General features: G+C 62.1%; 39 protein-coding genes and 1 pseudogene. 33 read left to right on the plus strand and 7 right to left on the minus strand.

The genetic code is table 11. From position 1 onward, the window contains the following. The 14 genes and pseudogenes from WBB14_RS20915 to WBB14_RS20980 all read left to right on the plus strand — a co-directional run. A pseudogene (locus WBB14_RS20915) lies at positions 1 to 127 on the plus strand (elongation factor Tu); the annotation flags it as partial. Positions 128 to 202: 75 nt separating this feature from the next. Next, entirely contained in the window at positions 203 to 514 is a 312-nt protein-coding gene (rpsJ, locus tag WBB14_RS20920) for a 30S ribosomal protein S10 (RefSeq protein ID WP_003806903.1), read from the plus strand. 444 nt (positions 515 to 958) lie between these two features. Further along, the gene (gene rplC / locus WBB14_RS20925) at positions 959 to 1,648 is read left to right on the plus strand and encodes a 50S ribosomal protein L3 (RefSeq protein ID WP_008168945.1); all 690 of its coding nucleotides are present in this window, start codon (positions 959 to 961) and stop codon (positions 1,646 to 1,648) included. Positions 1,649 to 1,652: 4 nt separating this feature from the next. Further along, the gene (rplD, locus tag WBB14_RS20930) at positions 1,653 to 2,273 is read left to right on the plus strand and encodes a 50S ribosomal protein L4 (protein ID WP_013397019.1); all 621 of its coding nucleotides are present in this window, start codon (positions 1,653 to 1,655) and stop codon (positions 2,271 to 2,273) included. Further along, the gene (gene rplW / locus WBB14_RS20935; protein WP_006216557.1) at positions 2,270 to 2,566 is read left to right on the plus strand and encodes a 50S ribosomal protein L23; all 297 of its coding nucleotides are present in this window, start codon (positions 2,270 to 2,272) and stop codon (positions 2,564 to 2,566) included. The genes rplD and rplW overlap by 4 nt, the downstream gene beginning before the upstream one ends. Beyond that, complete coding sequence (gene rplB / locus WBB14_RS20940; RefSeq protein WP_013397018.1) at positions 2,567 to 3,394, plus strand: 50S ribosomal protein L2; 828 nt, start codon at positions 2,567 to 2,569, stop codon at positions 3,392 to 3,394. A 12-nt stretch (positions 3,395 to 3,406) separates the two neighbouring features. Beyond that, complete coding sequence (gene rpsS, locus WBB14_RS20945; RefSeq protein ID WP_006216555.1) at positions 3,407 to 3,682, plus strand: 30S ribosomal protein S19; 276 nt, start codon at positions 3,407 to 3,409, stop codon at positions 3,680 to 3,682. A 3-nt stretch (positions 3,683 to 3,685) separates the two neighbouring features. After that, positions 3,686 to 4,015, plus strand: a complete 330-nt coding sequence (gene rplV, locus WBB14_RS20950) for a 50S ribosomal protein L22 (protein WP_013397017.1) — start codon at positions 3,686 to 3,688, stop codon at positions 4,013 to 4,015. 9 nt (positions 4,016 to 4,024) lie between these two features. Then, positions 4,025 to 4,819, plus strand: a complete 795-nt coding sequence (gene rpsC, locus WBB14_RS20955; RefSeq protein WP_006216553.1) for a 30S ribosomal protein S3 — start codon at positions 4,025 to 4,027, stop codon at positions 4,817 to 4,819. Positions 4,820 to 4,821: 2 nt separating this feature from the next. Continuing rightward, complete coding sequence (rplP, locus tag WBB14_RS20960; protein ID WP_006216552.1) at positions 4,822 to 5,238, plus strand: 50S ribosomal protein L16; 417 nt, start codon at positions 4,822 to 4,824, stop codon at positions 5,236 to 5,238. An 11-nt stretch (positions 5,239 to 5,249) separates the two neighbouring features. After that, positions 5,250 to 5,441: a 50S ribosomal protein L29 gene (gene rpmC / locus WBB14_RS20965; protein ID WP_003806912.1), complete on the plus strand. Its 192-nt coding sequence runs from the start codon at positions 5,250 to 5,252 to the stop codon at positions 5,439 to 5,441. Between the two features lie 2 nt (positions 5,442 to 5,443). Beyond that, the gene (gene rpsQ, locus WBB14_RS20970; RefSeq protein WP_006216549.1) at positions 5,444 to 5,725 is read left to right on the plus strand and encodes a 30S ribosomal protein S17; all 282 of its coding nucleotides are present in this window, start codon (positions 5,444 to 5,446) and stop codon (positions 5,723 to 5,725) included. Between the two features lie 135 nt (positions 5,726 to 5,860). Beyond that, positions 5,861 to 6,382 carry a hypothetical protein gene (locus WBB14_RS20975; RefSeq protein WP_424241545.1) on the plus strand — a complete coding sequence of 174 codons (522 nt, stop codon included), beginning with the start codon at positions 5,861 to 5,863 and terminating at the stop codon, positions 6,380 to 6,382. 157 nt (positions 6,383 to 6,539) lie between these two features. Continuing rightward, positions 6,540 to 7,058, plus strand: a complete 519-nt coding sequence (locus WBB14_RS20980; RefSeq protein ID WP_424241546.1) for a hypothetical protein — start codon at positions 6,540 to 6,542, stop codon at positions 7,056 to 7,058. Positions 7,059 to 7,166: 108 nt separating this feature from the next. Here the strand turns inward: WBB14_RS20980 and WBB14_RS20985 are convergent, their stop codons facing one another. Genes WBB14_RS20985 through WBB14_RS21010 form a run of 6 tightly spaced genes read right to left on the minus strand, consistent with a single transcriptional unit; the run spans position 7,167 to position 12,866 of the window. Then, positions 7,167 to 8,234 carry a branched-chain amino acid ABC transporter permease gene (locus WBB14_RS20985; RefSeq protein WP_424241547.1) on the minus strand — a complete coding sequence of 356 codons (1,068 nt, stop codon included), beginning with the start codon at positions 8,232 to 8,234 and terminating at the stop codon, positions 7,167 to 7,169. Between the two features lie 11 nt (positions 8,235 to 8,245). After that, a complete protein-coding gene (locus WBB14_RS20990; RefSeq protein ID WP_424241548.1) occupies positions 8,246 to 9,256 on the minus strand; it encodes a branched-chain amino acid ABC transporter permease in 1,011 nt (336 codons plus the stop codon). Continuing rightward, positions 9,253 to 10,002, minus strand: coding sequence for an ABC transporter ATP-binding protein (locus WBB14_RS20995; RefSeq protein ID WP_424241549.1), 750 nt, complete (start codon positions 10,000 to 10,002; stop codon positions 9,253 to 9,255). Before WBB14_RS20995 ends, WBB14_RS20990 begins: the two co-directional genes overlap by 4 nt. Continuing rightward, positions 9,999 to 10,769, minus strand: a complete 771-nt coding sequence (locus tag WBB14_RS21000) for an ABC transporter ATP-binding protein (protein WP_424241550.1) — start codon at positions 10,767 to 10,769, stop codon at positions 9,999 to 10,001. Before WBB14_RS21000 ends, WBB14_RS20995 begins: the two co-directional genes overlap by 4 nt. Before the next feature lie 15 nt (positions 10,770 to 10,784). Beyond that, the gene (locus WBB14_RS21005; protein WP_424241551.1) at positions 10,785 to 11,957 is read right to left on the minus strand and encodes a substrate-binding domain-containing protein; all 1,173 of its coding nucleotides are present in this window, start codon (positions 11,955 to 11,957) and stop codon (positions 10,785 to 10,787) included. A 12-nt stretch (positions 11,958 to 11,969) separates the two neighbouring features. Then, complete coding sequence (locus WBB14_RS21010; RefSeq protein ID WP_424241552.1) at positions 11,970 to 12,866, minus strand: alpha/beta fold hydrolase; 897 nt, start codon at positions 12,864 to 12,866, stop codon at positions 11,970 to 11,972. Between the two features lie 168 nt (positions 12,867 to 13,034). Between WBB14_RS21010 and WBB14_RS21015 the strand changes: the two genes are divergently transcribed. Continuing rightward, complete coding sequence (locus tag WBB14_RS21015) at positions 13,035 to 13,994, plus strand: helix-turn-helix domain-containing protein (RefSeq protein WP_424241553.1); 960 nt, start codon at positions 13,035 to 13,037, stop codon at positions 13,992 to 13,994. Between the two features lie 122 nt (positions 13,995 to 14,116). Here the strand turns inward: WBB14_RS21015 and WBB14_RS21020 are convergent, their stop codons facing one another. After that, positions 14,117 to 15,544, minus strand: a complete 1,428-nt coding sequence (locus WBB14_RS21020; protein ID WP_013397008.1) for an NAD-dependent succinate-semialdehyde dehydrogenase — start codon at positions 15,542 to 15,544, stop codon at positions 14,117 to 14,119. A gap of 192 nt (positions 15,545 to 15,736) precedes the next feature. On the opposite strand from WBB14_RS21020, the gene WBB14_RS21025 reads away from it, so the two are divergent. From WBB14_RS21025 to WBB14_RS21110, 18 genes are all read left to right on the plus strand, one after another. Further along, entirely contained in the window at positions 15,737 to 16,489 is a 753-nt protein-coding gene (locus WBB14_RS21025) for an aspartyl/asparaginyl beta-hydroxylase domain-containing protein (protein ID WP_424241554.1), read from the plus strand. 351 nt (positions 16,490 to 16,840) lie between these two features. Next, positions 16,841 to 17,209, plus strand: coding sequence for a 50S ribosomal protein L14 (rplN, locus tag WBB14_RS21030; protein ID WP_006216531.1), 369 nt, complete (start codon positions 16,841 to 16,843; stop codon positions 17,207 to 17,209). 11 nt (positions 17,210 to 17,220) lie between these two features. After that, a complete protein-coding gene (gene rplX, locus WBB14_RS21035; protein WP_173144814.1) occupies positions 17,221 to 17,541 on the plus strand; it encodes a 50S ribosomal protein L24 in 321 nt (106 codons plus the stop codon). Positions 17,542 to 17,553: 12 nt separating this feature from the next. Further along, the gene (gene rplE, locus WBB14_RS21040; protein WP_424241555.1) at positions 17,554 to 18,093 is read left to right on the plus strand and encodes a 50S ribosomal protein L5; all 540 of its coding nucleotides are present in this window, start codon (positions 17,554 to 17,556) and stop codon (positions 18,091 to 18,093) included. Positions 18,094 to 18,105: 12 nt separating this feature from the next. After that, on the plus strand, positions 18,106 to 18,411 hold the full coding sequence (gene rpsN / locus WBB14_RS21045) for a 30S ribosomal protein S14 (protein WP_006216527.1): 306 nt from the start codon (positions 18,106 to 18,108) through the stop codon (positions 18,409 to 18,411). Positions 18,412 to 18,421: 10 nt separating this feature from the next. Beyond that, positions 18,422 to 18,817, plus strand: a complete 396-nt coding sequence (rpsH, locus tag WBB14_RS21050) for a 30S ribosomal protein S8 (protein WP_006392029.1) — start codon at positions 18,422 to 18,424, stop codon at positions 18,815 to 18,817. A gap of 12 nt (positions 18,818 to 18,829) precedes the next feature. Then, complete coding sequence (gene rplF / locus WBB14_RS21055) at positions 18,830 to 19,363, plus strand: 50S ribosomal protein L6 (RefSeq protein WP_424241556.1); 534 nt, start codon at positions 18,830 to 18,832, stop codon at positions 19,361 to 19,363. A 21-nt stretch (positions 19,364 to 19,384) separates the two neighbouring features. Beyond that, positions 19,385 to 19,750, plus strand: coding sequence for a 50S ribosomal protein L18 (gene rplR, locus WBB14_RS21060; RefSeq protein WP_006389627.1), 366 nt, complete (start codon positions 19,385 to 19,387; stop codon positions 19,748 to 19,750). Between the two features lie 15 nt (positions 19,751 to 19,765). Then, entirely contained in the window at positions 19,766 to 20,287 is a 522-nt protein-coding gene (gene rpsE, locus WBB14_RS21065) for a 30S ribosomal protein S5 (protein WP_013397003.1), read from the plus strand. A 3-nt stretch (positions 20,288 to 20,290) separates the two neighbouring features. After that, positions 20,291 to 20,476: a 50S ribosomal protein L30 gene (rpmD, locus tag WBB14_RS21070; protein WP_006216520.1), complete on the plus strand. Its 186-nt coding sequence runs from the start codon at positions 20,291 to 20,293 to the stop codon at positions 20,474 to 20,476. Between the two features lie 9 nt (positions 20,477 to 20,485). Further along, a complete protein-coding gene (rplO, locus tag WBB14_RS21075; protein WP_013397002.1) occupies positions 20,486 to 20,926 on the plus strand; it encodes a 50S ribosomal protein L15 in 441 nt (146 codons plus the stop codon). Positions 20,927 to 20,940: 14 nt separating this feature from the next. Further along, positions 20,941 to 22,266 (plus strand): preprotein translocase subunit SecY, encoded by a 1,326-nt coding sequence (secY, locus tag WBB14_RS21080; RefSeq protein ID WP_013397001.1) that lies wholly within the window; start codon positions 20,941 to 20,943, stop codon positions 22,264 to 22,266. 8 nt (positions 22,267 to 22,274) lie between these two features. Then, positions 22,275 to 22,493, plus strand: a complete 219-nt coding sequence (gene infA, locus WBB14_RS21085) for a translation initiation factor IF-1 (RefSeq protein ID WP_003806927.1) — start codon at positions 22,275 to 22,277, stop codon at positions 22,491 to 22,493. 34 nt (positions 22,494 to 22,527) lie between these two features. After that, a complete protein-coding gene (gene rpmJ, locus WBB14_RS21090; protein WP_003806928.1) occupies positions 22,528 to 22,641 on the plus strand; it encodes a 50S ribosomal protein L36 in 114 nt (37 codons plus the stop codon). A gap of 43 nt (positions 22,642 to 22,684) precedes the next feature. Beyond that, a complete protein-coding gene (rpsM, locus tag WBB14_RS21095) occupies positions 22,685 to 23,050 on the plus strand; it encodes a 30S ribosomal protein S13 (RefSeq protein WP_006216517.1) in 366 nt (121 codons plus the stop codon). Between the two features lie 15 nt (positions 23,051 to 23,065). Further along, positions 23,066 to 23,467, plus strand: coding sequence for a 30S ribosomal protein S11 (gene rpsK, locus WBB14_RS21100; protein ID WP_006216516.1), 402 nt, complete (start codon positions 23,066 to 23,068; stop codon positions 23,465 to 23,467). Positions 23,468 to 23,478: 11 nt separating this feature from the next. After that, positions 23,479 to 24,102: a 30S ribosomal protein S4 gene (rpsD, locus tag WBB14_RS21105; protein WP_013397000.1), complete on the plus strand. Its 624-nt coding sequence runs from the start codon at positions 23,479 to 23,481 to the stop codon at positions 24,100 to 24,102. 215 nt (positions 24,103 to 24,317) lie between these two features. Beyond that, the gene (locus WBB14_RS21110) at positions 24,318 to 25,304 is read left to right on the plus strand and encodes a DNA-directed RNA polymerase subunit alpha (protein WP_006216514.1); all 987 of its coding nucleotides are present in this window, start codon (positions 24,318 to 24,320) and stop codon (positions 25,302 to 25,304) included. The last annotated feature ends 180 nt before the right edge of the window (positions 25,305 to 25,484 follow it).

Here is a 25,484-nt window from a genome sequence, read left to right on the forward strand (position 1 = left end):
GGGCGACAACGTGGCCATGACGGTCAAGCTGTTGGCTCCGATCGCCATGGAAGAAGGCCTGCGTTTCGCCATCCGTGAAGGCGGTCGTACCGTCGGCGCCGGCGTCGTCGCCAAGATCCTGAAGTAATTCGGATCACTTAAGCAGCAAACAATCAGCGAGGGCGGCCCCGTCGCCTTCGCCTCTCGTTCTTTAGGAAACGCCATGAAAAACCAAAAGATCCGTATCCGCTTGAAAGCCTTCGATTACAAGCTGATCGATCAATCGGCCGCTGAAATCGTCGACACCGCCAAGCGTACCGGCGCCGTTGTCCGCGGCCCGGTGCCGCTGCCCACGCGTATCCGTCGCTATGACGTTCTGCGTTCGCCGCACGTCAACAAGACGTCGCGCGACCAGTTCGAAATCCGCACGCACCAGCGCCTGATGGACATCGTTGATCCCACCGACAAGACCGTTGACGCCCTGATGCGTCTGGACCTGCCGGCCGGCGTCGACGTCGAAATCGCGCTGCAGTAAAGCGTATCGGGCCTGCTACCTTCGCCGGCAGGCACGAAAAAGATGGCCGCATTCCTTATGGGTGCGGCCATTTTGTTTTTGGGCATGCTGCGCGCGACGCTTGCCCAGAGGCGGTCCAGAGGGCGTTCAAGCCGCCTTCACATTTTGGTTAGCAGGTGCTCACTGCCGTAATCAGGCCCGTCAGGCAGCGTCGCCGCTGCTGACACCCGCAGGCTGTGGCGAAATCGCCCTCTGCAGCAGGGCCAAAGCAGGCTAAGTGCTTGTGCTGACTGAAAAAAACATGCTAATATGCCAAGCTTGCCATTTTGTGGCAAGAGCAACTATGGGGAAAAGGAAGGCGGACTCCGCCTGAATTTGAACCAGGTTGAACATAGTCGTAGGGCAAAGGCCGTTACCTTTTGCCTGATTAGCCCCGACCAATCGCAGTCGGGAATGGAGAAAACGATGTCGAATTCGACACCCACGCCCGCCGCTCACCGGCTGGGGCTGGTGGGTCGCAAGGTCGGCATGACCCGCATTTTTACCGAGGAAGGTGAATCCATCCCGGTGACCGTGCTGGACGTGTCGAACAACCGCGTGACCCAAGTTAAGTCGCTGGAAACCGACGGCTACGCCGCGATCCAGGTGGCTTATGGCACTCGTCGTGCCTCGCGTGTGGCTCAGCCGCAAACGGGCCACTACGCCAAAGCCGGCGCTGAAGCCGGTAGCATCCTCAAAGAATTCCGCCTTGATCCCGCTCGCGCCGCTGAATTTGCGGCCGGTTCCGTGATCGCCGTGGAATCGGTGTTCGAAGCCGGCCAACAGGTCGACGTCACGGGCACCACCATTGGTAAAGGCTTCGCCGGTACCATCAAGCGTCACAACTTCGGTTCGCAACGCGCGTCGCACGGTAACTCCCGTTCGCACCGCGTCCCGGGCTCGATTGGTCAAGCTCAAGATCCGGGCCGTATTTTCCCGGGTAAGCGCATGGCCGGTCACCTGGGTGATGTCACCCGCACCGTTCAAAACCTCGACGTCGTTCGCGTTGACGTTGAGCGTGGCCTGCTGCTGGTCAAGGGCGCTGTCCCCGGCCACGCTGGCGCCGACATCGTCGTGCGCCCGGCCATCAAGGCCCCGGCCAAGAAGGGAGCATAAGTAAATGGATCTCAAGCTCCTGAACGACCAAGGTCAGGCCGCTGCTACGTTCAGCGCACCTGACACCATCTTCGGCCGTGACTTCAACGAAGCGCTGATTCATCAGATCGTGGTGGCTTTCCAAGCCAACGCCCGTTCGGGTAACCGCGCTCAGAAGGATCGCACTGAAGTCAAGCACTCGACCAAGAAGCCCTGGCGCCAGAAGGGTACCGGCCGCGCTCGCGCCGGTATGACTTCGTCGCCGCTGTGGCGTGGCGGTGGTCGGATTTTCCCGAACTCGCCGGAAGAGAACTTCAGCCAGAAGGTCAACAAGAAGATGTACCGCGCTGGGATCCGTTCGATCCTGTCGCAGCTCGCTCGCGAAGACCGCATCGCTGTTGTCGAATCGTTCGATCTGGCATCGCCCAAGACCAAGGACGCGGCTGCAAAGCTGAAGAGCCTGGGCCTGGACTCGGTCCTGATCATCACCGACAGCGTTGATGAAAATGTTTACCTCGCCACCCGCAACCTGCCGCACGTTGCCGTTGTCGAGCCCCGTTATGCCGATCCGTTGTCGCTGGTCCACTACAAGAAAGTGCTGATCACCAAGCCGGCCATCGCTCAACTCGAGGAGATGCTGGGATGAACGCTGAACGCTTGATGCAAGTCATTCTGGCCCCGATCGTGACCGAAAAGGCCACCTTCGTCGCTGAGAAGAATCAGCAAGTCGCTTTCCGTGTCGTGGCTGACGCTACCAAGCCGGAAATCAAGGCTGCCGTCGAACTGCTCTTCAAGGTGCAGGTCGAGTCCGTGCAGGTCCTCAACCGTAAGGGCAAAGTCAAGCGCTTTGGCCGATTCGTTGGCCGCCGTCGCAATGAGCGCAAGGCTTACGTGTCGCTCAAGGACGGCCAGGAAATCGACTTTGCGGAGGTGAAGTAAATGGCCCTCGTAAAAGTTAAGCCGACTTCGGCTGGCCGCCGTGGCATGGTGAAGGTTGTCAGCCCGAACCTGCACAAGGGTGAGCCCTACGCGCCGCTGCTGGAAAAGAAGACCCGTGGTTCTGGCCGTAACAACAACGGTCACATCACGATCCGTCATCGTGGCGGTGGCCACAAGCAGCACTACCGCGTCGTCGACTTCCGTCGCGACAAGGATGGCATCCCGGCAAAGGTCGAGCGTCTGGAATATGACCCCAACCGTACGGCGCACATTGCTCTGCTGTGCTACGCCGACGGCGAACGTCGTTACATCATCGCTCCGCGCGGTCTGGAAGTTGGCGCCACGCTGCTGTCGGGCGTCGAAGCCCCGATCCGCGCTGGTAACACGCTGCCGATCCGCAACATCCCGGTGGGTACGACGATTCACTGCGTCGAAATGCTGCCTGGCAAGGGTGCTCAGATGGTCCGTTCGGCCGGCGCTTCCGCCGTCCTGCTGGCTCGCGAAGGCATCTACGCTCAAGTGCGTCTGCGCTCCGGTGAAGTCCGCCGTGTGCACATCGAATGCCGCGCCACCATCGGTGAAGTCGGTAACGAAGAACACAGCCTGCGCCAAATCGGCAAGGCCGGTGCAATGCGTTGGCGCGGTATCCGCCCGACGGTTCGTGGCGTTGCCATGAACCCGGTGGATCACCCGCACGGTGGCGGCGAAGGCCGTACCGGTGAAGCACGCGAACCGGTCAGCCCGTGGGGCACTCCGGCGAAGGGTTTCAAGACCCGTCGCAACAAGCGGACGAACAATATGATCGTCCAACGGCGCAAGCGCAAGTAAGAGGCGAACACTATGTCACGTTCGATCAAGAAAGGCCCGTTTGTCGATGCTCACCTTATCAAAAAGGTGGACACGGCCGTCGCGGGCAAAGACAAGAAGCCGATCAAGACCTGGTCGCGTCGCTCCACGATCCTGCCCGAGTTCATCGGTCTGACGATCGCTGTGCACAACGGCAAGCAGCACGTTCCCGTTTATATCAACGAGAACATGGTCGGTCACAAGCTGGGCGAGTTCGCGCTGACCCGTACGTTCAAGGGTCACGCCGCGGACAAGAAGGCGAAGAGGTAAGCGATGGAAACTACTGCCATTATCCGTGGGGTTCACATCTCCGCTCAAAAGACCCGACTGGTTGCGGACCTGATCCGCGGCAAGTCCGTCTCGCAAGCGCTGAACATCCTCACCTTCTCGCCGAAGAAGGCTGCCGTCATCCTGAAGAAGGCTGTCGAGTCCGCCATCGCCAACGCCGAGCACAACGACGGCGCCGACATCGACGAACTGAAAGTCACCACGATTTTCGTGGACAAGGCTCAGTCGATGAAGCGCTTCTCCGCTCGCGCCAAGGGCCGCGGCAACCGTATCGAGAAGCAGACCTGCCACATCACGGTCAAGGTCGGAGCTTAAGGAGTCACGATGGGTCAGAAAATTCACCCCACTGGGTTCCGTCTCGCGGTCACCCGTAATTGGTCCTCGCGTTGGTTCGCCGACGACAAGGCCTTCGGCACGATGCTGGCCGAAGACATTCGCGTTCGCGAGTACCTGAAGAAGAAGCTCAAGAGCGCCTCCGTCGGTCGCGTGATCATCGAGCGTCCCGCCAAGAATGCCCGCATCACCGTCTACTCGGCTCGTCCGGGCGTGGTGATCGGCAAGCGCGGCGAAGACATCGAAAGCCTGAAGGCTGATCTGCAGCGCCTGATGGGCGTGCCCGTGCACGTCAACATCGAAGAAATCCGCAAGCCGGAAACCGATGCTCAACTGATCGCCGACTCGATCTCGCAACAGCTCGAGAAGCGCATCATGTTCCGCCGCGCCATGAAGCGCGCGATGCAGAACGCCATGCGTCTGGGTGCCCAAGGCATCAAGATCATGAGCTCGGGCCGTCTGAACGGTATCGAAATTGCCCGCACCGAGTGGTATCGCGAAGGCCGTGTGCCGCTGCACACCCTCAAGGCCAATATCGACTACGGCACCTCCGAAGCCCACACGACCTATGGCGTGATCGGCATCAAGGTCTGGGTCTACAAGGGCGACATGCTGGCCAACGGCGAATTGCCGCCGGAAACCGCAGCCCCGCGCGAAGAAGAACGTCGTCCGCGCCGCGCTCCGCGTGGTGATCGTCCGGACGGTGCTCGCACCGGTCGTCCGGGTGGTCGCGGTCGTGGTGGTCCCCGCAAGGCGGACGCTGCTCCGGCGCCTGAAGGAGAATAACCATGCTGCAACCCTCTCGCAGAAAGTATCGCAAAGAGCAGAAGGGCCGCAACACCGGTCTGGCGACCCGTGGCACCCACGTGTCGTTCGGCGAATTCGGTCTGAAGGCCACCGGCCGTGGCCGTCTGACCGCCCGCCAGATCGAAGCGGCTCGTCGCGCCATCAATCGTCACATCAAGCGTGGCGGCCGTATCTGGATTCGCATTTTCCCGGATAAGCCCATCTCGCAGAAGCCTGCCGAAGTCCGCATGGGTAACGGTAAGGGCAATCCTGAGTACTGGGTCGCTGAAATTCAGCCCGGCAAGGTGCTCTACGAAATGGAAGGTGTGAGCGAAGAGATCGCGCGTGAAGCTTTCCGCCTGGCCGCTGCCAAGCTGCCGATTTCGACCACGTTCGTCGCGCGTCATATCGGTGCTTAAGGAGTACTAACATGAAAGCTAGCGAACTCCGTTCGAAAGACGCCGCCGAGCTCGGCAAAGAGCTCGAAAGCCTGCTGAAGGCACAATTCGGTCTGCGTATGCAGAAGGCCACGCAGCAACTGGCCAACACCAGCCAGCTGCGCAACGTGCGTCGCGACATTGCGCGCGTTCGTACCTTGCTGACCGAGAAGGCAGGGAAATAAAGATGAGCGAAACTCAAAACACCCAAGTGGCCAAGCGCCAGCGCACGCTGGTTGGCAAGGTCGTCAGCAACAAGATGGACAAGACTGTCGTCGTGCTCGTTGAGCGCCGCGTCAAGCACCCCATCTTCGGCAAGATCATCATGCGTTCCGCGAAGTACAAGGCGCACGATGAATCGAACCAGTACAACGAAGGCGATACGGTTGAAATCGCTGAAGGCCGTCCCATCTCGCGCTCGAAGTCGTGGCGTGTGGTGCGTCTGGTTGAAGCCGCACGTATCATCTAAGTAAAGCAGTTCATCGGGACGGTCCGCCGTTCTGATATAAGACGGCAAGGGATAAAACCCTTGCCGTTTTTTTTCGTCCGGCGCGTCCACTTGGGCGGCTGTAACCAAGGCAAATCGGGATAAAAGGCAAAAGACATGGCACATGGTCGTTCGCGTTCCGGACTGATGGGAGTCGCGACCTGTTGCCTGGGCCTGCTCGCTTTTCCTGTCTGGGCGCAATTGGACGCGGGGCCCGTCGTACCTGCCTCTGCGACTCCCGAGACGAGCGGCCGCGACGTCCTGACCGCCGGTCCCGAGCCGCGCGTGCGACTGCCGGCGGATTCAAGCGACCGTGCGTTCATCTTTGGCACTGAGGGTGAGGACGAATTGGCGCTCGCAAGACAGGAGCGCGCGCTCGATACGCAGCGTTTGCAGTTGCAAGCGCTGGAGCGGTTGCTGGGTCAGACGCCGGAGGATCGTTCTGCGCCTTCAGGCACTATTCCGCTGAATCGGCATTCAGCCGACCTTCCCGTCCCGGCCATGCCCAAACTGGCGCCATTGCCGGCGGGTTCGCGGTCGGCCGGCACCGCAGATGCGCGGCGCCAGGTCGACGATATGCGACGGCGGGTTGATGGATTGCTGCGGAACGCCGATGCGCTTCGCGAACCGACTCGCTGATCGATCGCGCCATCTACCAGTCGTTCTGAAACGCAGCGTAGCAACTGTCCGTGAGTAGGGGATTCCTCGCTCTCGATGCGCCTGTTACAACCCTCGCGGGTACGCATTTCGCGTTCTCGAGTTTTCGTCAGTTGGAGCACGAAACATGGGTGGATCTGTGGGCAAGTTCATGACCGCTTGCGGTTGCGCATCGTTATTGGCGGTCTTGGCCGTGCCGACGGCGCGGGCCGATCTCAACAGCGTGCGATTGAAGGACTTTGCCGTGGAACGGCCGTTTGGTGACAGCCTGCTGGTTGTCGGCAATGACGGTCGGGTGCGCACCGGCATGGAAGTCGACAAGCTGACCCGCAGGCTAAGCGACCAGGCCGACGCACTGGCGGAGTTACGACGCAAGAACGAGGAACTCAATCGCAAGCTGGAGGAGCAGGCGCAGAAGCTCTCCGCATTGGAGCGCAAGCAAGGCGATGGCGGTCGCAGCAGCGATGGTCAGCGCAGCGATCTGGACAAAATGGCGCGCAGTGCCGACAGCCAGAAGAACGAGCTGGAAAAGCTGTCGCGCAGCGTATCGCAGCTCAGCAGCAATTCGGATGCCAGCGGCCGCAAGATCGAAGATCTGCAACGGCGCCTGGACGATGTGAAGCGTAGCGTGGATGACGTGCGCAGCCGTGTGAAATAGCACTCCGCAGCGACAGGGGCGTCAGGCGAAGGCGAATTGCAGCGCTGCTTTCGTCTGGCCCCGCGGCGGGATTGCAGCGCTTGGGCGGGAGGTCGAGAACGCGTAGAACTAGCGCCGCGCCGCCAGTTCCCGCAGCCGTCCCGCAATACCGGTAGGGAAGTAATACACCGACACCACGAACAAGATCCCCAGCCATAGCAGCCAGCGGTCCGGTTCGAACAGCAGCGCCAAGGGCGCGACCCCCGACACCGCGTCGTGGATAACATGCAGGCCGTCCTGCAGATAGCTTTGCGCGAACACGAACAGGCTGGCGCCCACCACCGCGCCGTACATGGTACCCATGCCGCCTATCACCAGCATCAATAGGATGTTGAGCATGATCTCGAACGACAGCGAGGTATCCGGCCCGTTGTAGCGCAGCCAGAGCGCGTACATGGCGCCCGCCAGCGTTGCGAAGGCTGCAGCCAGCAGGTTGGACAGACTGCGGTACAGCACGGTGCGATAGCCGATGGATTCTGCACGGAACGGGTTTTCGCGGATGGCTTGCAGCACGCGACCGAACGGCGAGTTGACGATGCGCAGCAACAGCAGGAACAGCACCACGCAGACGGCGGCGATGAGGTAGTAGGTGATGACGCGGCCGTCCACTGTCACGCCGAAGATCTGTTCGGAGAAGGGCCGGAAGGCCGGCCGCAGCATCTGCGGCACCTTGAAGTTCAGGCCGTCCTCGCCGCCCGTCAGATCAGACAATTGCGACACCAGCGTCTGGAACGCGGCGGCCACCGCCAGCGTGATCATGGCGTAGAAAATGGCGCGCACGCGCAGGCTGGCCAGGCCGATCAGCAGGGCGAACGCGAGCGATACCGCCAGTCCGCCACCCAGGCCCAGCAACACCGCCGTCCAGCCCGGTTCCATGCGTATGCTGGCGATCGCCACGCCATAGGCGCCGATGCCGAAGAACATGGTGTGCGCGAAGCTGACGATGCCGGTGTAGCCCAGCAGCAGGTCGTAGCTCGCGACCAGGATCACGAACACCAGGATCTTGGCGGCCACCGCCAGCGACTTGGGGCCGGGAAAGAGAAACGGCGCGGCGGCAAGCAGCGCGACGATGGCGATCAGCGCCAGGGCCAGCAACGTGCTGCGCGGGGGATCGCCGGAAAGCAGGCGTACGGACATGTCGGCGGTTCCTAGCGATTCGTGACCGGGTACACGCCCTGCGGACGCCACAATAAGATGGCAACCATCAGCGCAATGTTCGAGAACAGGGCGGCCTTGGGCAGCAGGAAGCCGGTGTAGTTGGCCATCAGCCCGACTAGCAGCGCGCCGATCAGGCAGCCTACGGTGGAGCCCAGGCCGCCGATCATGATGACGATGAAGATCAGCACGTTCACCTGCGCGCCCAACTGCGGCACGATCGATTGCTGGTACATGCCCCACAGTACGCCGCCCAATCCCGCCAGCATGGAGCCGGCGACGAACACGCCCACGAACAGATGGCGGATGCGGTAGCCCAGGCTTTCCACCATTTCGCGGTCCTCGACGCCTGCGCGGATCAAGAGGCCCAGCTTGGTGCGGTTGAGCAGCCACAGCATGCCGCCCAGCACCAGCAGTCCCGTCAGCAAGGCGACGATGCGGAATTTCTCGATGGCGGCATCGCCCAGCAAGAACGCGCCGCGCAGCGCTTCGGGCAACGGCAGCGAAATGGTCTGCGGTCCCCACAGCATCTTGATGATCTCTTCGCCGATGATCATGCCGCCCATGGTGATCAGGATCTGCTTGAGATGCTGTCCATAGACGGGGCGCACGATCACGCGTTCAAACGCCAGGCCCACGGCGCCCGCTACCAGCATGCCGACGATCATGGCGGGCAGCACGGCGCCCAGGTTGATCCACAGGCTGCCGGACTGCGTCCAGTCGGCCATGGAGCCCAGCACGGTCGCGGCCATGTAGGCGCCGATGGCGATGAACAGGCCGTGGCCGAAGTTCAGCACGTCCATCAAGCCGAAGACGAGCGTCATGCCGGAGGCCACGATGAAGATGATCATGCCCATGGCCAGCCCCGCCAGCGTCAGGGTGACCCAGGTGGAGAACGAGCCCACCAGGGGCAGGGCCAACGCGGCCAGGGCCAGCACCAGCAGGACCGGGCGCAAGTCCGCGCGCACGCGCGGCAGCGGGGTATCGATTTCGAGCGTGCTCATTGGTGGCTTCCCAGCGACAGGCCCAGCAGGCGCGTCTGTAGTTCGTCGTCCGCGGCCAGGTCAGCCATGCCGCCCGCGTGGACGACGCGGCCGTTGTCCATCACGGCGACGTGATCGCCGACCAGGCGGGCGAAATTGAAGTTCTGCTCGACCAGCAGGATGGTGGTGGACGCCTGCTTCAGTTCGATGAAGGCGTCGATCATGTTCTGGATGATCGCGGGCGCCAGGCCCTTGCTGGGCTCGTCCACCAGCAGCAGCCTGCGTGGCTCGATGATGGCGCGCGCGACCGCCAGCATCTGCTTCTGCCCGCCCGAGAGCTTGCCGGCGGGATGCAGCCAGAACTTTTTGAGCGCGGGAAAGAAGCCGAAGATCCACTCCAGCCTTGCGGTATCCAACTGGCTGGCGTTCCGGGCCTGGCGCGCCGCCAGCAGGATGTTCTCCTTCACCGACAGGTCGGCAAAGATGCCCATGTTCTCCGGCACGTAAGCCATGCCCATGCGTGCCATGTCGGGCGGCGTGGCGCGAGTGCCGGGGCCGCCGACAGGCGCGCCGTCGAAGCTCACCTGGCCTTGCGAGGCGCGCCACAATCCCATGATCGTGCGCAGCGTGGTGGTCTTGCCGGCGCCGTTGCGGCCCAGCAGCATGGTCACGGCCGCGGGCGGCACGGCGAGATCCACGCCGTGCAGGATGTGGTACGCGCCGATGTGCGTGTGTACGTCCTTCAATTCCAGCAGCGCCTGCGTCATGCCGCCTGCTCCGTCGGGCTGACGCCCAGGTAGGCCTGCTGCACGATGGGCGAGGCGATCACGGTCGCGGGATCGCCATCAGCCATCAACTGGCCGTTGTGCAGCACCACGATGCGGTCCGCCAGTTCGCGCACCACGTCCATCTTGTGCTCGACCAGCAGAATCGTCTTGGTCGGATCGTTCTTGATTTCGCGGATCAGTTCCAGCACCACGGGCACATCGTCCACGCTCATGCCTGCGGTCGGTTCGTCGAACATGAATACCTGCGGCTCCAACGCGATCAGCATGGCGATTTCCAGCTTGCGCTGGTCGCCATGCGGCAGGTCTGCAGCGGATTGATCGCGGCGCGCGGACAGGCGGGTGCGTTCGAGCAGGGCGTCGGCGCGTTCGATCAGGCCACGGTCGTCGCTCCAGGTGCGCCAGAATTGGATCTGGCGCCAGCCCATGCCTTGCTGGCGAGACTGTAGGGCCAGGCGCACGTTCTCATGCACGCTCAGGCGCGGGAACAGCTGGGTCAGCTGAAAGGCGCGGCCCAGCCCCGCATGCATGCGCGCGGGCGCAGCCAGCGGGGTCAGGTCGCGTCCATTCAGGCGCACCGTTCCGGCGCTGGCGCGCAGCTGGCCGGAGATGAGGTTGAAGTAGGTGGTCTTGCCCGCGCCGTTCGGGCCGACAATGGCGGTCAAGGTGCCAGGCGCATAGCTACAGCTGACTTCATTGACGGCCACATGTCCGCCGAAACGGATCGTGAGCGATTGGGTTTCCAGCATGGATGGGCAGCGGGATCAGCGTTTGTTCTGGATCGGCACCGACATCTGGTCCGGCGTGATTTCCTTGACCAGGTCCTGCACGGCCCAAGGCACCGACGGATCGTTCTTGATGCGGAAGTGGTACATGGACTGCATCGCCTGATGGTCCTCGGGGCGGAAGGTCATCTTGCCCTTGGGCGTATCGAAGCTCATGCCTTCCATGGCCTTGATCAGCGTGTCGGTATCGGAGTTGCCGTTGGTCTTGGCCAGCGCGGTCGCGATCGCGATGCCCGAGGCCATGCCGCCCGCGGTGAAGAAGTCCGGCGGCTGGCCGTAGCGCTTCTGGTGTTCCGCCACCAGCCAATCGTTGATCGGATTCTTGGGGATGCCGTAGTAGTAATAGGTGGCGCCTTCCATGCCGGCCAGCGATTTCAGCGGCGTCATGGCGGCCAGCGTATTGCCGCCCGTGGCGATCTCGATGCCGAAGCGTTTGGGGTCGAGGTCGGCGATCTTGAACGGATTGCCCGCGCCGGCCCACAGGATGAAGATGATCTTGCGGCCTGGCTTGTCCTTCAGGGCATCGAACAGGCGCTGCGCGCCGGCGGTGAAGTCGGTGGCGTTTGCGGGCAGGTATTCCTCGTGCACGATCTTGGCGTTCTTCAATGCGCCCTTGAACGCCTTTACGCCGTCGCGGCCGAAGGCATAGTCCTGCGCCAGCATGGCGATCGAGGTGCCGGCCTGGTCGAAGGCGACCGCGTTGGCGATGGCGTCCTGCGACGAGTTGCGGCCGGTGCGGAAGATGTACTTGTTCCACTTGTCGCCGGTGATCGAGTCGGCGACGGCGGGTTCGACCAGCAGGATCTTCTCGTATTCCTCGGCGATCGGCAGCATGGCCAGCGCAACGCCGGACGAGGTGGGACCCACGGCGATGTCGGCGTTGTCATCGGCATAGGCCGAGGCCAGTTGGGCGCGCGCCACGTCGGGCTTGCCTTGATTGTCCTTTTCAATGACGCGGATCTTGCGGCCGGCGATCGTCATGGTGCCTTGCGTCGCATATTCCAGCCCCAGCATCAGGCCGTTCTGGGTCTGTTTGGCATAGGCCTCCAGGGGGCCGGTCTTGTCGTAGACGTGAGCCACGACAAAGTCCTTTGCCGCTATCGCGGAATTCATGCAGAGGCCGGCAAGCGCGGCGAGCAGGACGCGTTTCATGGGAGTCTCCTGTTATTGGGGGCGGGCAGCCGCCGTGTGGTCCGGCGTGGCAAGGAATTGTCGGATGGCGTCGATCTGCGGGGCGACGTTCAGGGCGGGGGCGTGGCCGCAATCGGCGAAGTCGATGCGTTGCGCGCGCGGTCCGCGGCGGGTCATGGCGTCGGCAACCTCGGGCAGCAGCAGGTCCGAATCGGCGCCGCGCAGCAACAGCAGCGGCATGCGCAGCGAGTCGTAGCCGCTCCAACGGTCGTAATCGGTGGGATGGTTGCTGAACTGGCCGACGATGGCCGGATCGTAGTGCAGGGTAATGCGGCCGTCTGGCAACCGGCGCACCGAGGTTTCGGCCATCCGGCGCCATTGCTCGTCGCTTTGCCAGCCGTAAGGCTTGTAGGCGACGCGCAGCCAGTCCTCCAATTCCGTGACCGTGTCGAAGGCGGGCGGCGCGCCGACGTAGGCCACGATGCGGTCGATGGCGGCTTGCGGCAGTTCAGGGCCGATGTCGTTGACCACCAGGTGCGAGATCCGGTCTTGCAAGGTGGTGGCGGCGGCGTGCATGCCGGTGGCGCCGCCCATGGATGTCCCCACCCAGCGCACGCGCGCCAGCGACAGCCCGTCCACCAGGGCGCGGGCCAGCGTGGCGTAGAAATCCAGCCGGTACTCGGCAACCGGGTCGGGGCTCCATTGCGACAGGCCGCGGCCGATCGCGTCCGGGCAGATGATGCGGTAGTCGCCCGCCAGCGCCTGGGCCAGGTCGTCGAAGTCGCGGCCGGTGCGGGCCAGGCCATGCCACATGATGACGGGGGGCGCATTGGCGGCGCCCCATTCGGTGTAGTGCAGCTCGCGGCCGGCGCAGCGCAGATAGCGCGAAGCTGGGGCGTGGCGGCCGGCCGCTGTGGGCGCTGGTGCCATGGGTCTCCTCCCGGGTTGTCCAGGTTGTGTGCTTATCGGGCTGAATATAGACTTGCGCCAAGCGCGCCTTCAAGGCGCCTGGCCCCCCGGAGCAGGGTGAGTCAAGAATATGTAGACGCAGGATCACGAGCGCCCGGCCGCGGCGCCGGCGTCCAAGGAGACCTAGCCATGTCCGATACGGAATTCGCCATTTCGGCCAGCGCCAGCGCTGACCGGCGCGACGAATGGCGCGCGGCGCTGTCGCACGCATTCGGTCCGTTCGAGGTGCATCGCGGCCGGCCCGACAGTTTCGCCGGACATGTGCGCTACGCGCGCCGGGGCAGCCTGCAGTTCAACGACCTGCATTACCAGGGGCAGAAGCTGGAGCGCACCACCGGCAACGTGTCGCGCCTGGACCAGGAGTTCTACACCTTCGGGCTGCCGCTGACAGGACCTCTGGCCGTGCAGCAGCAGGGGCGGGAATTCCAGGTTGAGCCGGGCTGCGTCTACCTGATGAACCAGAGCCTGCCTTACCAGGCCACGGCGCAGGGAGCGGCGGGTTACCGCAGCCTGAGCGTATCGTTTCCGCGCAGCGCATTGCTGCAGCGCGATTCCCGCATCGACGCTTTCTACAAGCTGCGGGTCGACGACGGCTCGCCTCGCGGCGCCTTGCTGGCGAGCTACATGGACCACTTGTTCAAGGGCGTAAACGGCTGGTCGGACGTCGAAGCGGCGGAACTTGGCGAGCGCCTGATCGACCTGATCGTGCTGTTTCTGGTGCAGTCAGGCCAGGGGCATGCGTCGGAGTCGGACAGCAGCGTCACGCTGGCGCACCGGCAGCGCGTGCTGGCCTATATCCGCCAGCATCTGGCGGATCCAGCGTTGTCGCCGCAGCAGGTGGCGCAGGGCTGCGGCCTGTCCGTGGCGTACCTGCATCGCATCCTGCGCGCAGGCGGGCTGTCGGCGGAAGCCTTCATTTTCGATCAGCGGCTCGACAAGTGCCGCGAATTGTTGCTGAATCCGCAGCATAGCCACCGCAGTATCGCCGAGCTCGCCTACCAGGTGGGCTTCTCGCACCCTTCGCATTTCAGCCGCCTGTTCAAGCGCCGCTTCGGCATGACGCCGCGCGACTTGCGGGCGAGTTCCTGATCAGCCCGCCATAGAGAGGGTGCTGCGCATTTCCCGCGGGGTATCGTGGCCGTCTGATTTTCAAACGCAAGACAAGAAAAAGCCCCGCAGGGTTTCTGCGGGGCTTTGTGTTGCTGCCAGGGTCAGATGTGCGTGATGAACTTGGTGACCAGGTAGCCGTCGAACGTTTCCAGGCCGCCTTCGCTGCCGATGCCGCTGTCCTTGATGCCGCCGAAGGGCGTCTCGGCCAACGCGCTGCCAAAATGGTTGATGTTGACCATGCCGGCTTCCAGACCGTTGGAGACCTTGGTGGCCGTCTGCAGCGAGTTCGTGAACACGTAGGACGACAGGCCGAAGGGCAGGCTGTTGGCGCGGCGCAGCACTTCATCGGTATCCGTGAAGCGGACCACCGGCGCGACCGGGCCGAAGGGCTCTTCGGTCATCAGCATGGAGTTGTCGGGCAGATCGGTCACGACCGTGGGGGCGAAGAAGAAGCCCTTGCGGTCCAGCGGGCCGCCGCCGACCACCACCTTGCCGCCATGCTTCTTGGCGTCGTCGATGAAAGCGCTCATGGCGGGGACGCGGCGCTCGTGCGCCAGCGGGCCCATGTCGGTGCCTTCTTCCAGGCCGTCGCCGACCTTGATGTTCTTCAGCACTTCGGAGAAGCGCGCGAGGAACTGTTCGTAGGCGCCGTTCTGGACGTAGAAGCGGGTCGGCGACACGCACACCTGACCAGCGTTGCGGACCTTGAACTTGGCCAGCATGGTGGCGGCGCGGTCGATGTCGGCGTCGTCGAACACCAGCACCGGCGAGTGGCCGCCCAGTTCCATGGTGACGCGCTTCATGTGGGCGCCGGCCAGCGCGGCCAGCTGCTTGCCCACCGGCACGGAGCCGGTGAACGACACCTTGCGCACGATCGGCGAACGGATCAGGTAGTCCGAGATCTTGGCGGGCTCGCCCCAGACGATGTTCAGGCAGCCCTTGGGCAGGCCGGCATCGTGGAACATGCGGGCGATCGCCATGACGGCGCTGGGCGAGTCCTCAGGACCTTTCAGCACCACCGTGCAGCCGGCGCCGAGCGCGGCGGCGATCTTGCGGATGGCCTGGTTGTACGGGAAGTTCCAGGGCGTGAACGCGGCGCAGACGCCGATGGGTTCGCGCACCACGAACTGGCGCACGTCGGGGTTGCGCGGCGGGACCACGCGGCCGTAGATGCGGCGGCATTCCTCGGCGTGCCAGTCGGCGTGCTCGGCGCAGGAGGTGACTTCGCCCACGGCTTCAGCCAGCGGCTTGCCCTGGTCCAGCGTCATGTTGCGGCCGATTTCCTTGGCGCGCTCGCGCGACAGCGTCGCGACCTTGCGCAGGATGGCCGAACGGTCCATGGGCGAGGATTTCTTCCACGACTCGAACGCGCGCTGGGCGGCGGCTAGCGCACGATCCAGATCCGCTTCGGTGGCGTGGGGCAGCTGGCCGAGAACTTCCAGCGTGGCCGGGTTGATGACGTCCTGGGTGCGCCTGCCCTCTCCGGCGACGAATTCGCCGTCGATATACAGCGCCAACTGTTCATACATGCCTGTCTTCCCTTGCGAAATAGGAGTGGATAGCGATCACTGTCGCCCATGCCAGTCTAAACCAGCTTGTCCGTGGCGGGGAGGTCCAATGCCAGGCGGCGCATTGGAGCCAATCTATTGGTGCAAGTCTTGCGTGCCCGCGCCGGCATGGACAAAATGGTGCATCTTTGGCTGTCTATCCGGCTACTCATTGTGCAACCCGTCGATGCGCGTCCGCCCAGCAAGCCCAGTTTCTACTCGCGCGTCTTTTTCCGTTTCATAGACTGGTTGCGCAAGCGCATCGCCCAGGCTTCGCTGGTCGGCGACCGTCCCATTTTCGACAACAGCCAGTTTCCCTGGGTCGCCGCGCTCGAGGCCCAGGCGCCTGCCATCCGCGCGGAACTGGCGGACCTGCTCGCCGAGCGCCAGCACCTGCCCGCGTTCCACGAAATTTCGCCCGACGTGGGCCAGATCACTTCGGACGACCAATGGAAGACCTTCGTCTTCATGGGTTATGGCCTGCGTTCGGAACGCAACCTGGCGCGCTGTCCCGCGACGGCCCGGGCGCTGCAGCGGATCCCGGGCATCCGTACCGCCTTTTTCTCCATCCTCGAGGCCGGCAAGCGCATTCCCCTGCACACGGGTCCGTACAATGGGGTCCTGCGCCTGCATCTGGGGCTGGTGGTGCCGGAACCGGCCGAGCGGTGCTGGATCGAGGTCGGGGATGAGCGCTACAGCTGGCGAGAAGGCCGGGCGGTGGTGTTCGACGATCTCTATCCGCACCAGGTCCACAACGACACATCCGGCCTGCGCGCCGTGCTCTTCGTGGACTTCGAGCGCCCCTGCCGGGCTCCGGTAAAATGGCTGAACCGCCTGGTGCTCATGGCCGCGCCGTTCACGGACGAGATCCGTCGCGGCAAGGCCAATCACGACGCCTGGGAAAAGGGCTACTACCGTCAGAAATAGGGGGCGGATAGCTTCGGCCCTCTCTACACGGGGGAAGCGTGGCTTTTGTGGGTTATCCGCACAAAGTACTTGCGCTCAAAAATTAACCACGTTAGAATTATCAGCTTTCCCAGATTGTCGATCGAGTTGGCCCGCGCCTATGCAGGTTAACCCGACGTGTTGGGGGAATACCCGCAGGATTTCAACCCAGGGTCGTTGCGTTGCCAACCAGTTGCGTGAGTAGGGCGAAAGCTCGATGCATGCCAACACAAAAGCAGGGCGGCAGACCTGACGGGACCAAAACTGGCAGGAATTGCAGTGTTCCCTTGTTGGGAAAACCGTATTTCCAGTTAAGTTGGAACAGGAAAAATCATGATCCAAATGCAGACCACGCTGGATGTGGCCGATAACACTGGTGCGCGTCATGTCATGTGCATTAAGGTGCTCGGTGGCTCCAAGCGCCGTTATGCCGGTATCGGCGACATCATCAAGGTGAGCGTCAAAGATGCGGCTCCGCGCGGACGCGTCAAGAAAGGCGAAATTTACAATGCCGTGGTGGTTCGTACCGCCAAGGGCGTGCGCCGTAAAGACGGTTCGCTGATTCGTTTCGGTGGCAATGCCGCCGTGTTGCTCAACGCCAAGCTGGAGCCCATCGGCACCCGCATCTTCGGACCCGTTACGCGTGAACTGCGTACCGAGAAGTTCATGAAGATCGTGTCGTTGGCCCCGGAAGTGCTGTAAGGAGCCCTACGATGAACAACATTCGTAAAGGCGACGAAGTCATCGTCCTGACCGGCCGCGACAAGAAGCGTCGCGGTACCGTGCTGGCGCGCGTCGATGCCGACCACGTTCTGGTCGAAGGCGTCAACGTCGTCAAGAAGCACGTGAAAGCCAACCCGATGGCTAACAACCCGGGCGGGATTGTCGAAAAGACCATGCCGATTCACGTCTCGAACGTCGCGCTGTTCAACCCGGCCACCGGCCGCGGCGACCGCGTCGGCGTGCAAGAAGTCGAAGGCCGCAAGGTTCGCGTGTTCCGTTCCAATGGTGCCGTTGTCGGCGCCAAGGCGTAAGGGGCGATAGACATGTCTCGTTTGCAAGATTTCTACAAGAGCAAGGTCGCTGCCGACCTGCAGGCTCAGTTTGGCTACAAGAGCACGATGGAAGTGCCGCGCATCACCAAGATCACCCTGAACATGGGTGTGTCGGAAGCGGTGTCGGACAAGAAGGTCATCGAGCACGCTGTTGGCGACCTGACCAAGATCGCCGGCCAGAAGCCCGTCGTGACGAAGACCAAGAAGGCTATCGCCGGGTTCAAGATCCGCGAAAACTACCCGATCGGTTGCATGGTCACGCTGCGCGGTCAACGCATGTACGAATTCCTGGATCGCCTGGTGGCGGTTGCGCTGCCTCGCGTGCGCGACTTCCGCGGGATCTCGGGTCGTGCGTTCGACGGCCGTGGCAACTACAACATCGGGGTGAAAGAGCAGATCATTTTCCCCGAAATCGAGTACGACAAGATCGACGCGCTGCGTGGGCTGAACATCAGCATCACCACCACTGCGAAGACCGACGAAGAAGCCAAGGCGCTGTTGACGGCCTTCAGCTTCCCGTTCCGTAACTAAGGGGCTGATGACGTGGCTAAACTTTCCCTCATCAATCGCGACATCAAGCGCGCCAAGCTGGCTGACAAGTTCGCTGCCAAGCGCGCTGAGTTGAAGGCGATCATCGACGACCAGTCGAAGACCGACGAAGAACGTTACCAAGCTCGGCTCAAGCTGCAACAGCTGCCGCGCAATGCCAACCCGACGCGTCAACGTAACCGTTGCGTGGTCACCGGTCGTCCGCGCGGTGTGTTCCGCAAGTTCGGCCTGACGCGCCACAAACTGCGTGAAATGGCGATGAAGGGTGAAATCCCCGGCATCACCAAGGCCAGCTGGTAGGAGAAACAATATGAGCATGAGCGATCCCATCGCCGATATGCTGACCCGCATTCGCAATGCGCAGCAAGTGGACAAAGTTACGGTGAACATGCCCTCCTCGAAGCTGAAGGCGGCCATTGCCGCTGTGCTGAAGGACGAAGGCTACATCGACAGCTTTGAAATCAAGGGCACCCAGGCCAAGCCTGAGCTCGAGATCACCCTGAAGTACTACGCTGGCCGTCCGGTTATCGAGCGCATTGAACGCGTGTCGCGCCCCGGTCTGCGTATCTACAAGGGCCGTACCAGCATTCCTCAGGTCATGAACGGCCTGGGCGTGGCTATCGTTTCGACCTCGCGCGGCGTCATGACCGACCGTAAGGCTCGCGCCAACGGCGTCGGCGGCGAAGTGCTGTGCTACGTGGCCTAAGGAGAAATTCGAATGTCACGTATCGCTAAGTATCCGGTCGAACTGCCCAAAGGTGTCGAAGCTGACATCAAGCAGGATCAGATCACCGTCAAGGGCCCGCTGGGCACCTTGACCCAAGCCCTGACCGGCGACGTCACGGTTGCGTTGGACAACGGCAAACTCACGTTTGTCGCCGCCAACGAAAGCCGTCACGCCAACGCCATGTCGGGTACCGTGCGCGCGCTGGTGGCCAACATGGTCGCTGGTGTGAGCAAGGGCTTCGAGCGCAAGCTGACCCTGGTTGGCGTGGGTTACCGCGCCTCGATCCAAGGCGATGCCGTTAAGCTGCAGCTCGGTTTCTCGCACGACGTTTTGCATCAGTTGCCGGCCGGTATCAAGGCCGAGTGCCCCACCCAGACGGAAATCGTCATCAAGGGCGCCAACAAGCAAGTCGTCGGTCAGATGGCCGCTGAAATCCGCGCGTACCGCGAACCCGAACCCTACAAGGGCAAGGGCGTGCGTTACTCGGACGAACGCGTCGTCATCAAAGAAACCAAGAAGAAATAACGGCGCACGCAAGGACGAATCATGGACAAAAAAGTTTCCCGTTTGCGTCGTGCGGTTCCGACCCGCCGGAAGATCAACGAGCTGCGCGTTCATCGCCTCTCGGTTTTCCGCTCGAACCAGCACATCTACGCCAATATCATTTCGCCGGAAGGCGATCGCGTTCTGGTCAGCGCCTCGACTGTCGAAGCCGAAGTGCGCGCGCAACTGGCCGGCCAAACCGGTCAGGGCGGCAACAAAGCCGCTGCGTCGCTGGTTGGCAAGCGCGTGGCCGAAAAGGCCAAGGCTGCCGGTATCGAACTGGTCGCTTTCGATCGCTCGGGCTTTCGTTACCATGGCCGCGTGAAAGCGCTGGCCGATGCCGCGCGTGAAGCCGGCCTGAAGTTCTAAGCGAGGATCTGTCAAATGGCTAAAGTACAAGGCAAGAACGCCGCGGAAAAAGAGAACGATGACGGCCTCCGCGAAAAGATGATCGCGGTCAACCGCGTGAGCAAAGTGGTCAAGGGTGGTCGCACCATGAGCTTTGCCGCGCTGACCGTGGTTGGCGATGGCGATGGCCGCATCGGCATGGGCAAGGGCAAGGCGCGTGAAGTGCCGGTGTCCGTTCAGAAGGCTATGGAACAAGCCCGCCGCGGCATGTTCAAGGTCGCTCTGAAGAACGGCACGCTGCACCACACCGTGGTTGGCAAGCATGGCGCCGCTACCGTGCTGATCTCGCCCGCTGCTGAAGGTACCGGCGTTATCGCCGGCGGCCCGATGCGCGCTATTTTTGATGTGATGGGTGTGCGTAACGTGGTTGCCAAGAGCCTGGGCTCGAGCAACCCCTACAACATGGTTCGCGCCACGTTGAACGGCCTGCGCGCCTCCATGACCCCGGCTGATGTTGCTGCCAAGCGCGGCAAGTCGGTCGAAGAAATCCTGGGGTAAATCATGGCTCAGAAGCAGATCAAAGTGACCCTCGTGCGCTCGGTGATCGGTACCAAGCAATCGCACCGTGATACGGTTCGCGGTTTGGGCTTGGGTCGCATCAACAGCAGCCGCGTGTTGGTCGATACGCCCGAGGTGCGTGGGATGATCCGTAAGGTGGATTATCTCGTTTCCGTCTCGGAAGCCTAAGGAATCACCATGTCGGATATGCAACTTAATTCGCTGAAGCCCGCTGAGGGCAGCAAGCACGCCAAGCGCCGCGTCGGCCGTGGCATCGGTTCGGGTCTGGGTAAGACCGCCGGCCGTGGTCACAAGGGTCAGAAGTCGCGCTCGGGCGGTTTCCATAAGGTTGGCTTCGAAGGCGGTCAAATGCCGCTGCAGCGTCGCCTGCCCAAGCGTGGTTTCACCCCGCTCGGCCAGCACCTGTACGCCGAAGTCCGTCTGTCGGACCTGCAAGCCCTGCCCATCGACGAAGTCGACGTGCAAGTGCTGAAGGCCGCTGGCGTGATTGGCCAGGCGGTTCGTTACGCCAAGGTCATCAAGTCGGGTGAACTCTCGCGCAAGGTCGTGCTCAAGGGCATTACCGCGACGGCCGGCGCTCGCGCCGCCATCGAAGGCGCGGGCGGCTCGCTTGCTTGATCACGAGGTGACGAGTGGCTAACGCGCAGGCATTGGGCAAAACCGGAGCACGGTACGGCGATTTGAAGCGCCGCCTCGTGTTCCTGGTGCTCGCCCTGGTGGTTTACCGTTTGGGTACACACATCCCCGTACCGGGCATCAACCCGGACGCGCTGGCGGACTTGTTCCGTCAGAACCAGGGCGGGATCCTGGGCCTGTTCAACATGTTCTCGGGCGGGGCGCTCTCGCGCTTCTCGATTTTTGCCCTGGGGATCATGCCGTACATTTCGGCATCCATCATCATGCAGCTGATGTCTGTGGTGGTGCCGTCGCTGGAATCGCTCAAGAAAGAGGGCGAAGCCGGCCGTCGGAAGATCACCCAATACACCCGCTACGGCACGGTCGTGCTGGCGCTGGTGCAGGCTGTGGGCATTTCGGTAGCGTTGGAGTCCCAGCAGGGACTGGTGATCGATCCGGGCATGCTGTTCCGCTTCACGACCGTCGTGACCTTGGTCACCGGCACCATGTTCGTCATGTGGCTGGGTGAGCAAATCACGGAACGTGGTCTGGGCAACGGGATTTCCATCCTGATCTTCGCAGGTATCGTTGCGGGTTTGCCCGCGGCGCTGGCTGCACTGTTGGACCTGGTCCGCACCAACTCGATGTCCGTGCTTTCCGCACTGTTCATTGTGGCTCTGGTGGTGCTGGTTACCGCTTTTGTGGTGTTCGTGGAACGCGGACAGCGCAAGATCACGGTGAACTACGCCAAGCGTCAGGTCGGCAACAAGGTCTACGGTGGTCAAAGCTCGCATTTGCCGCTGAAGCTGAACATGGCAGGGGTGATTCCGCCGATCTTCGCGTCGTCGATCATTCTGTTCCCGGCCACGATCACGAGCTGGTTCTCCAGCAGTGAGAACATGCGCTGGCTTAGCGACCTGGCTGCGGCCCTGTCGCCTCGTCAACCGCTCTACATCACGCTGTACTCGGTCGCGATTATTTTCTTCTGCTTTTTCTACACGGCTCTGGTGTTCAACAGCCGCGAAACGGCGGACAACCTGAAGAAGAGTGGTGCGTTTGTTCCGGGCATCCGTCCGGGCGAACAAACAGCGCGCTACATCGACAAGATCCTGATGCGTCTGACGCTCGCAGGTGCCATCTACATCACGTTGGTGTGCCTGTTGCCGGAATTCTTGGTGATGCGCTGGAACGTTCCTTTCTACTTCGGTGGTACGTCCCTGTTGATTATTGTGGTGGTGACGATGGATTTCATGGCACAGGTTCAGGCCTACATGATGTCTCACCAGTACGACTCGTTGCTCAAGAAGGCTAACTTCAAGGGCGCGGGTTTGCCGATGCGGTAAGCAAAAGAATGTCCAAGGACGACGTCATTCAGATGCAAGGCGAGGTTCTTGAGAACCTCCCGAACGCGACATTTCGCGTCAAGCTCGAAAACGGCCACGTGGTGTTGGGCCATATTTCCGGCAAGATGCGTATGCATTACATCCGGATCCTGCCGGGTGACAAGGTCACAGTGGAGCTCACGCCCTATGATCTGACGCGAGCCAGGATAGTTTTCCGCTCCAAATGAGCGGAACCGGATTACGGAAAATTAGGAGTCAACCATGAAAGTAATGGCATCGGTTAAGCGGATCTGCCGCAACTGCAAAGTTATCAAACGTCACGGCGTGGTGCGCGTTATCTGCACCGACCCGCGTCACAAGCAGCGTCAAGGCTAACTCGGGTTAGCGACTACGCAACAGATTTATTCAAGGAATAGTCATGGCCCGTATTGCTGGCATTAACATCCCGCCGCAACAGCACGCCGAGATCGGACTGACCGCCATTTTTGGCATTGGTCGTACGCGCGCTCGCAAGATTTGCGAAGCGGCAAACGTACCCTTTGACAAAAAGGTCAAGGATCTGAACGACGCTGAATTGGAACGCGTCCGCGAACATGTTGGTTTGTTCACGGTTGAAGGCGACCTGCGTCGTGAAGTACAGCTCTCGATCAAGCGTTTGATCGACCTGGGAACCTACCGCGGTATGCGTCACAAGCGCGGTTTGCCCGTGCGCGGCCAGCGCACTCGCACCAACGCCCGGACCCGCAAGGGCCCGCGTCGTGCTGCTGCGTCCCTGAAGAAATAATCGAGGAACTGGATTATGGCGAAAGCTTCCACCAGCGGCGCTTCGCGCGTGCGCAAAAAGGTCAAGAAGAACGTCTCGGACGGCATCGCGCACGTTCACGCTTCGTTCAACAACACCATCATCACCATCACCGACCGTCAGGGCAACGCACTGTCGTGGGCCACGTCGGGCGGTGCTGGCTTCAAGGGCTCGCGCAAGTCGACTCCGTTCGCCGCGCAGGTTGCTGCTGAAACGGCCGGCCGCGTCGCGCTGGAGTACGGCATCAAGACGCTGGAAGTGCGTATCAAGGGCCCCGGCCCCGGTCGCGAATCGTCGGTCCGCGCTCTGAACGCGCTGGGCATCAAGATTTCGTCCATCGCCGACATCACGCCCGTTCCGCACAACGGCTGCCGTCCGCCGAAGCGTCGTCGTATCTAAAGGGAATCCACATGGCACGTTATATTGGACCCAAATGCAAGCTCTCGCGCCGCGAGGGTACTGACCTGTTCCTGAAGAGCGCCCGCCGCTCGCTGGATTCCAAGTGCAAGCTGGATTCCAAGCCTGGCCAACACGGCCGCACTTCGGGTGCCCGCACTTCCGACTACGGCCTGCAGCTGCGCGAAAAGCAAAAGCTCAAGCGTATGTACGGCGTGCTGGAAAAGCAATTCCGCAAGTACTTCGCTGAAGCCGAGCGTCGCCGTGGCAACACCGGCGAAACGCTGATCCAGCTGCTGGAATCGCGCCTGGACAACGTCGTCTACCGCATGGGCTTCGGCTCGACGCGCGCCGAAGCTCGCCAGCTGGTGAGCCACCGCGCCATCGAACTGAACGGCCACACGGCTGACATCGCTTCGATGCTGGTCAAGGCCGGCGACGTCGTGTCGATCCGCGAAAAGGCCAAGAAGCAAGGCCGCATCAAGGAATCGCTCGATCTGGCCACCAGCATCGGCATCCCCCAGTGGGTGGAAGTCGATACGACCAAGTTGACCGGTACGTTCAAGTCGGCCCCCGATCGCGCTGACGTCGCTCGCGACATCAACGAATCGATGGTCGTGGAACTGTACTCGCGTTAATCAGGCCTGCCGGCGCTACCTTCGCAATGCGCCGGCGAGCTGGTCTCGCGACCCGTTTGCACGTCCCGCAGCAGCCCGCTTTTCGCCTTTTGGCGGAGCGGGCTTTGCGGTAAGTATCGGCCGGTGTTTTTCGCGCCGTCCGCGTTTCAAGTTTCACCCTGTCCATCAGCCTTATCGGTGTAACGAGCCGAGGGTATTGAAAAGGAACACAGTAAATGTCCACTCAAGGTTTCCTGAAGCCGCGCTCCATTGAAGTCGAACCGGTCGGCACGCACCATGCCAAGATCGTGATGGAGCCGTTCGAGCGTGGCTACGGTCACACGCTGGGCAACGCCCTGCGCCGCATCCTGCTGTCTTCGATGACCGGCTACGCGCCGACCGAAGTCCAGATGACGGGCGTGGTGCATGAATACTCGACCATCCCGGGCGTTCGCGAAGATGTCGTCGACATCCTGCTGAACCTGAAGGGCGTGGTCTTCAAGCTGCACAATCGCGACGAAGTGACCCTGGTTCTGCGCAAGACCGGCGCGGGCACCGTGCTGGCCAGCGATATTGAACTGCCGCACGACGTCGAGATCATCAACCCCGGCCATGCCATCTGCAACCTGACGGACGCAGGCAAGCTGGAAATGCAGATCAAGGTCGAGAAGGGCCGCGGCTACGTGCCGGGCAACGTGCGCGCGCTGTCGGAAGACCGCACCCACACCATCGGCCGCATCGTTCTGGACGCTTCGTTCAGCCCGGTCCGCCGCGTGAGCTACGCCGTTGAAAGCGCCCGCGTGGAACAGCGTACCGACCTGGACAAGCTGGTCCTGGACATCGAAACCAACGGCGTGATCTCGCCCGAGGAAGCGGTGCGCCAGTCGGCCCGTATCCTGATGGACCAGATCTCGGTCTTCGCCGCCCTGGAAGGCGCTGGCGATTCCTACGAAGCCCCGGTCCGCGGCACGCCGCAGATCGATCCGGTGCTGCTGCGCCCGGTCGACGACCTGGAGCTGACCGTGCGTTCGGCCAACTGCCTGAAGGCCGAAAACATCTACTACATCGGCGACCTGATCCAGCGTACCGAAAACGAGCTGCTCAAGACCCCGAACCTGGGTCGCAAGTCGCTCAACGAGATCAAGGAAGTCCTGGCCGCACGCGGCCTGACGCTGGGCATGAAGCTCGAAAACTGGCCCCCGCTGGGCTTGGAGCGTCCCTAAGTCTTGAAAGGGTGCCGCTCCTGAAAAGGGGCGGTTCCCGCAGGCAGCCGGCCTTGCGCCGGCCAGTTTGCGAAACCGTCGTAAAATGCACCGTTTTCTACCGGACCGCGGCCTGATTGCAGGTTGATAGAAGAGCCGGCAACCCGATGGCGACAGCCATCTTTAGATTCAAAGGAAACT

Source organism: Achromobacter sp. (assembly GCF_049647645.1).
Lineage (GTDB): Bacteria > Pseudomonadota > Gammaproteobacteria > Burkholderiales > Burkholderiaceae_B > Achromobacter.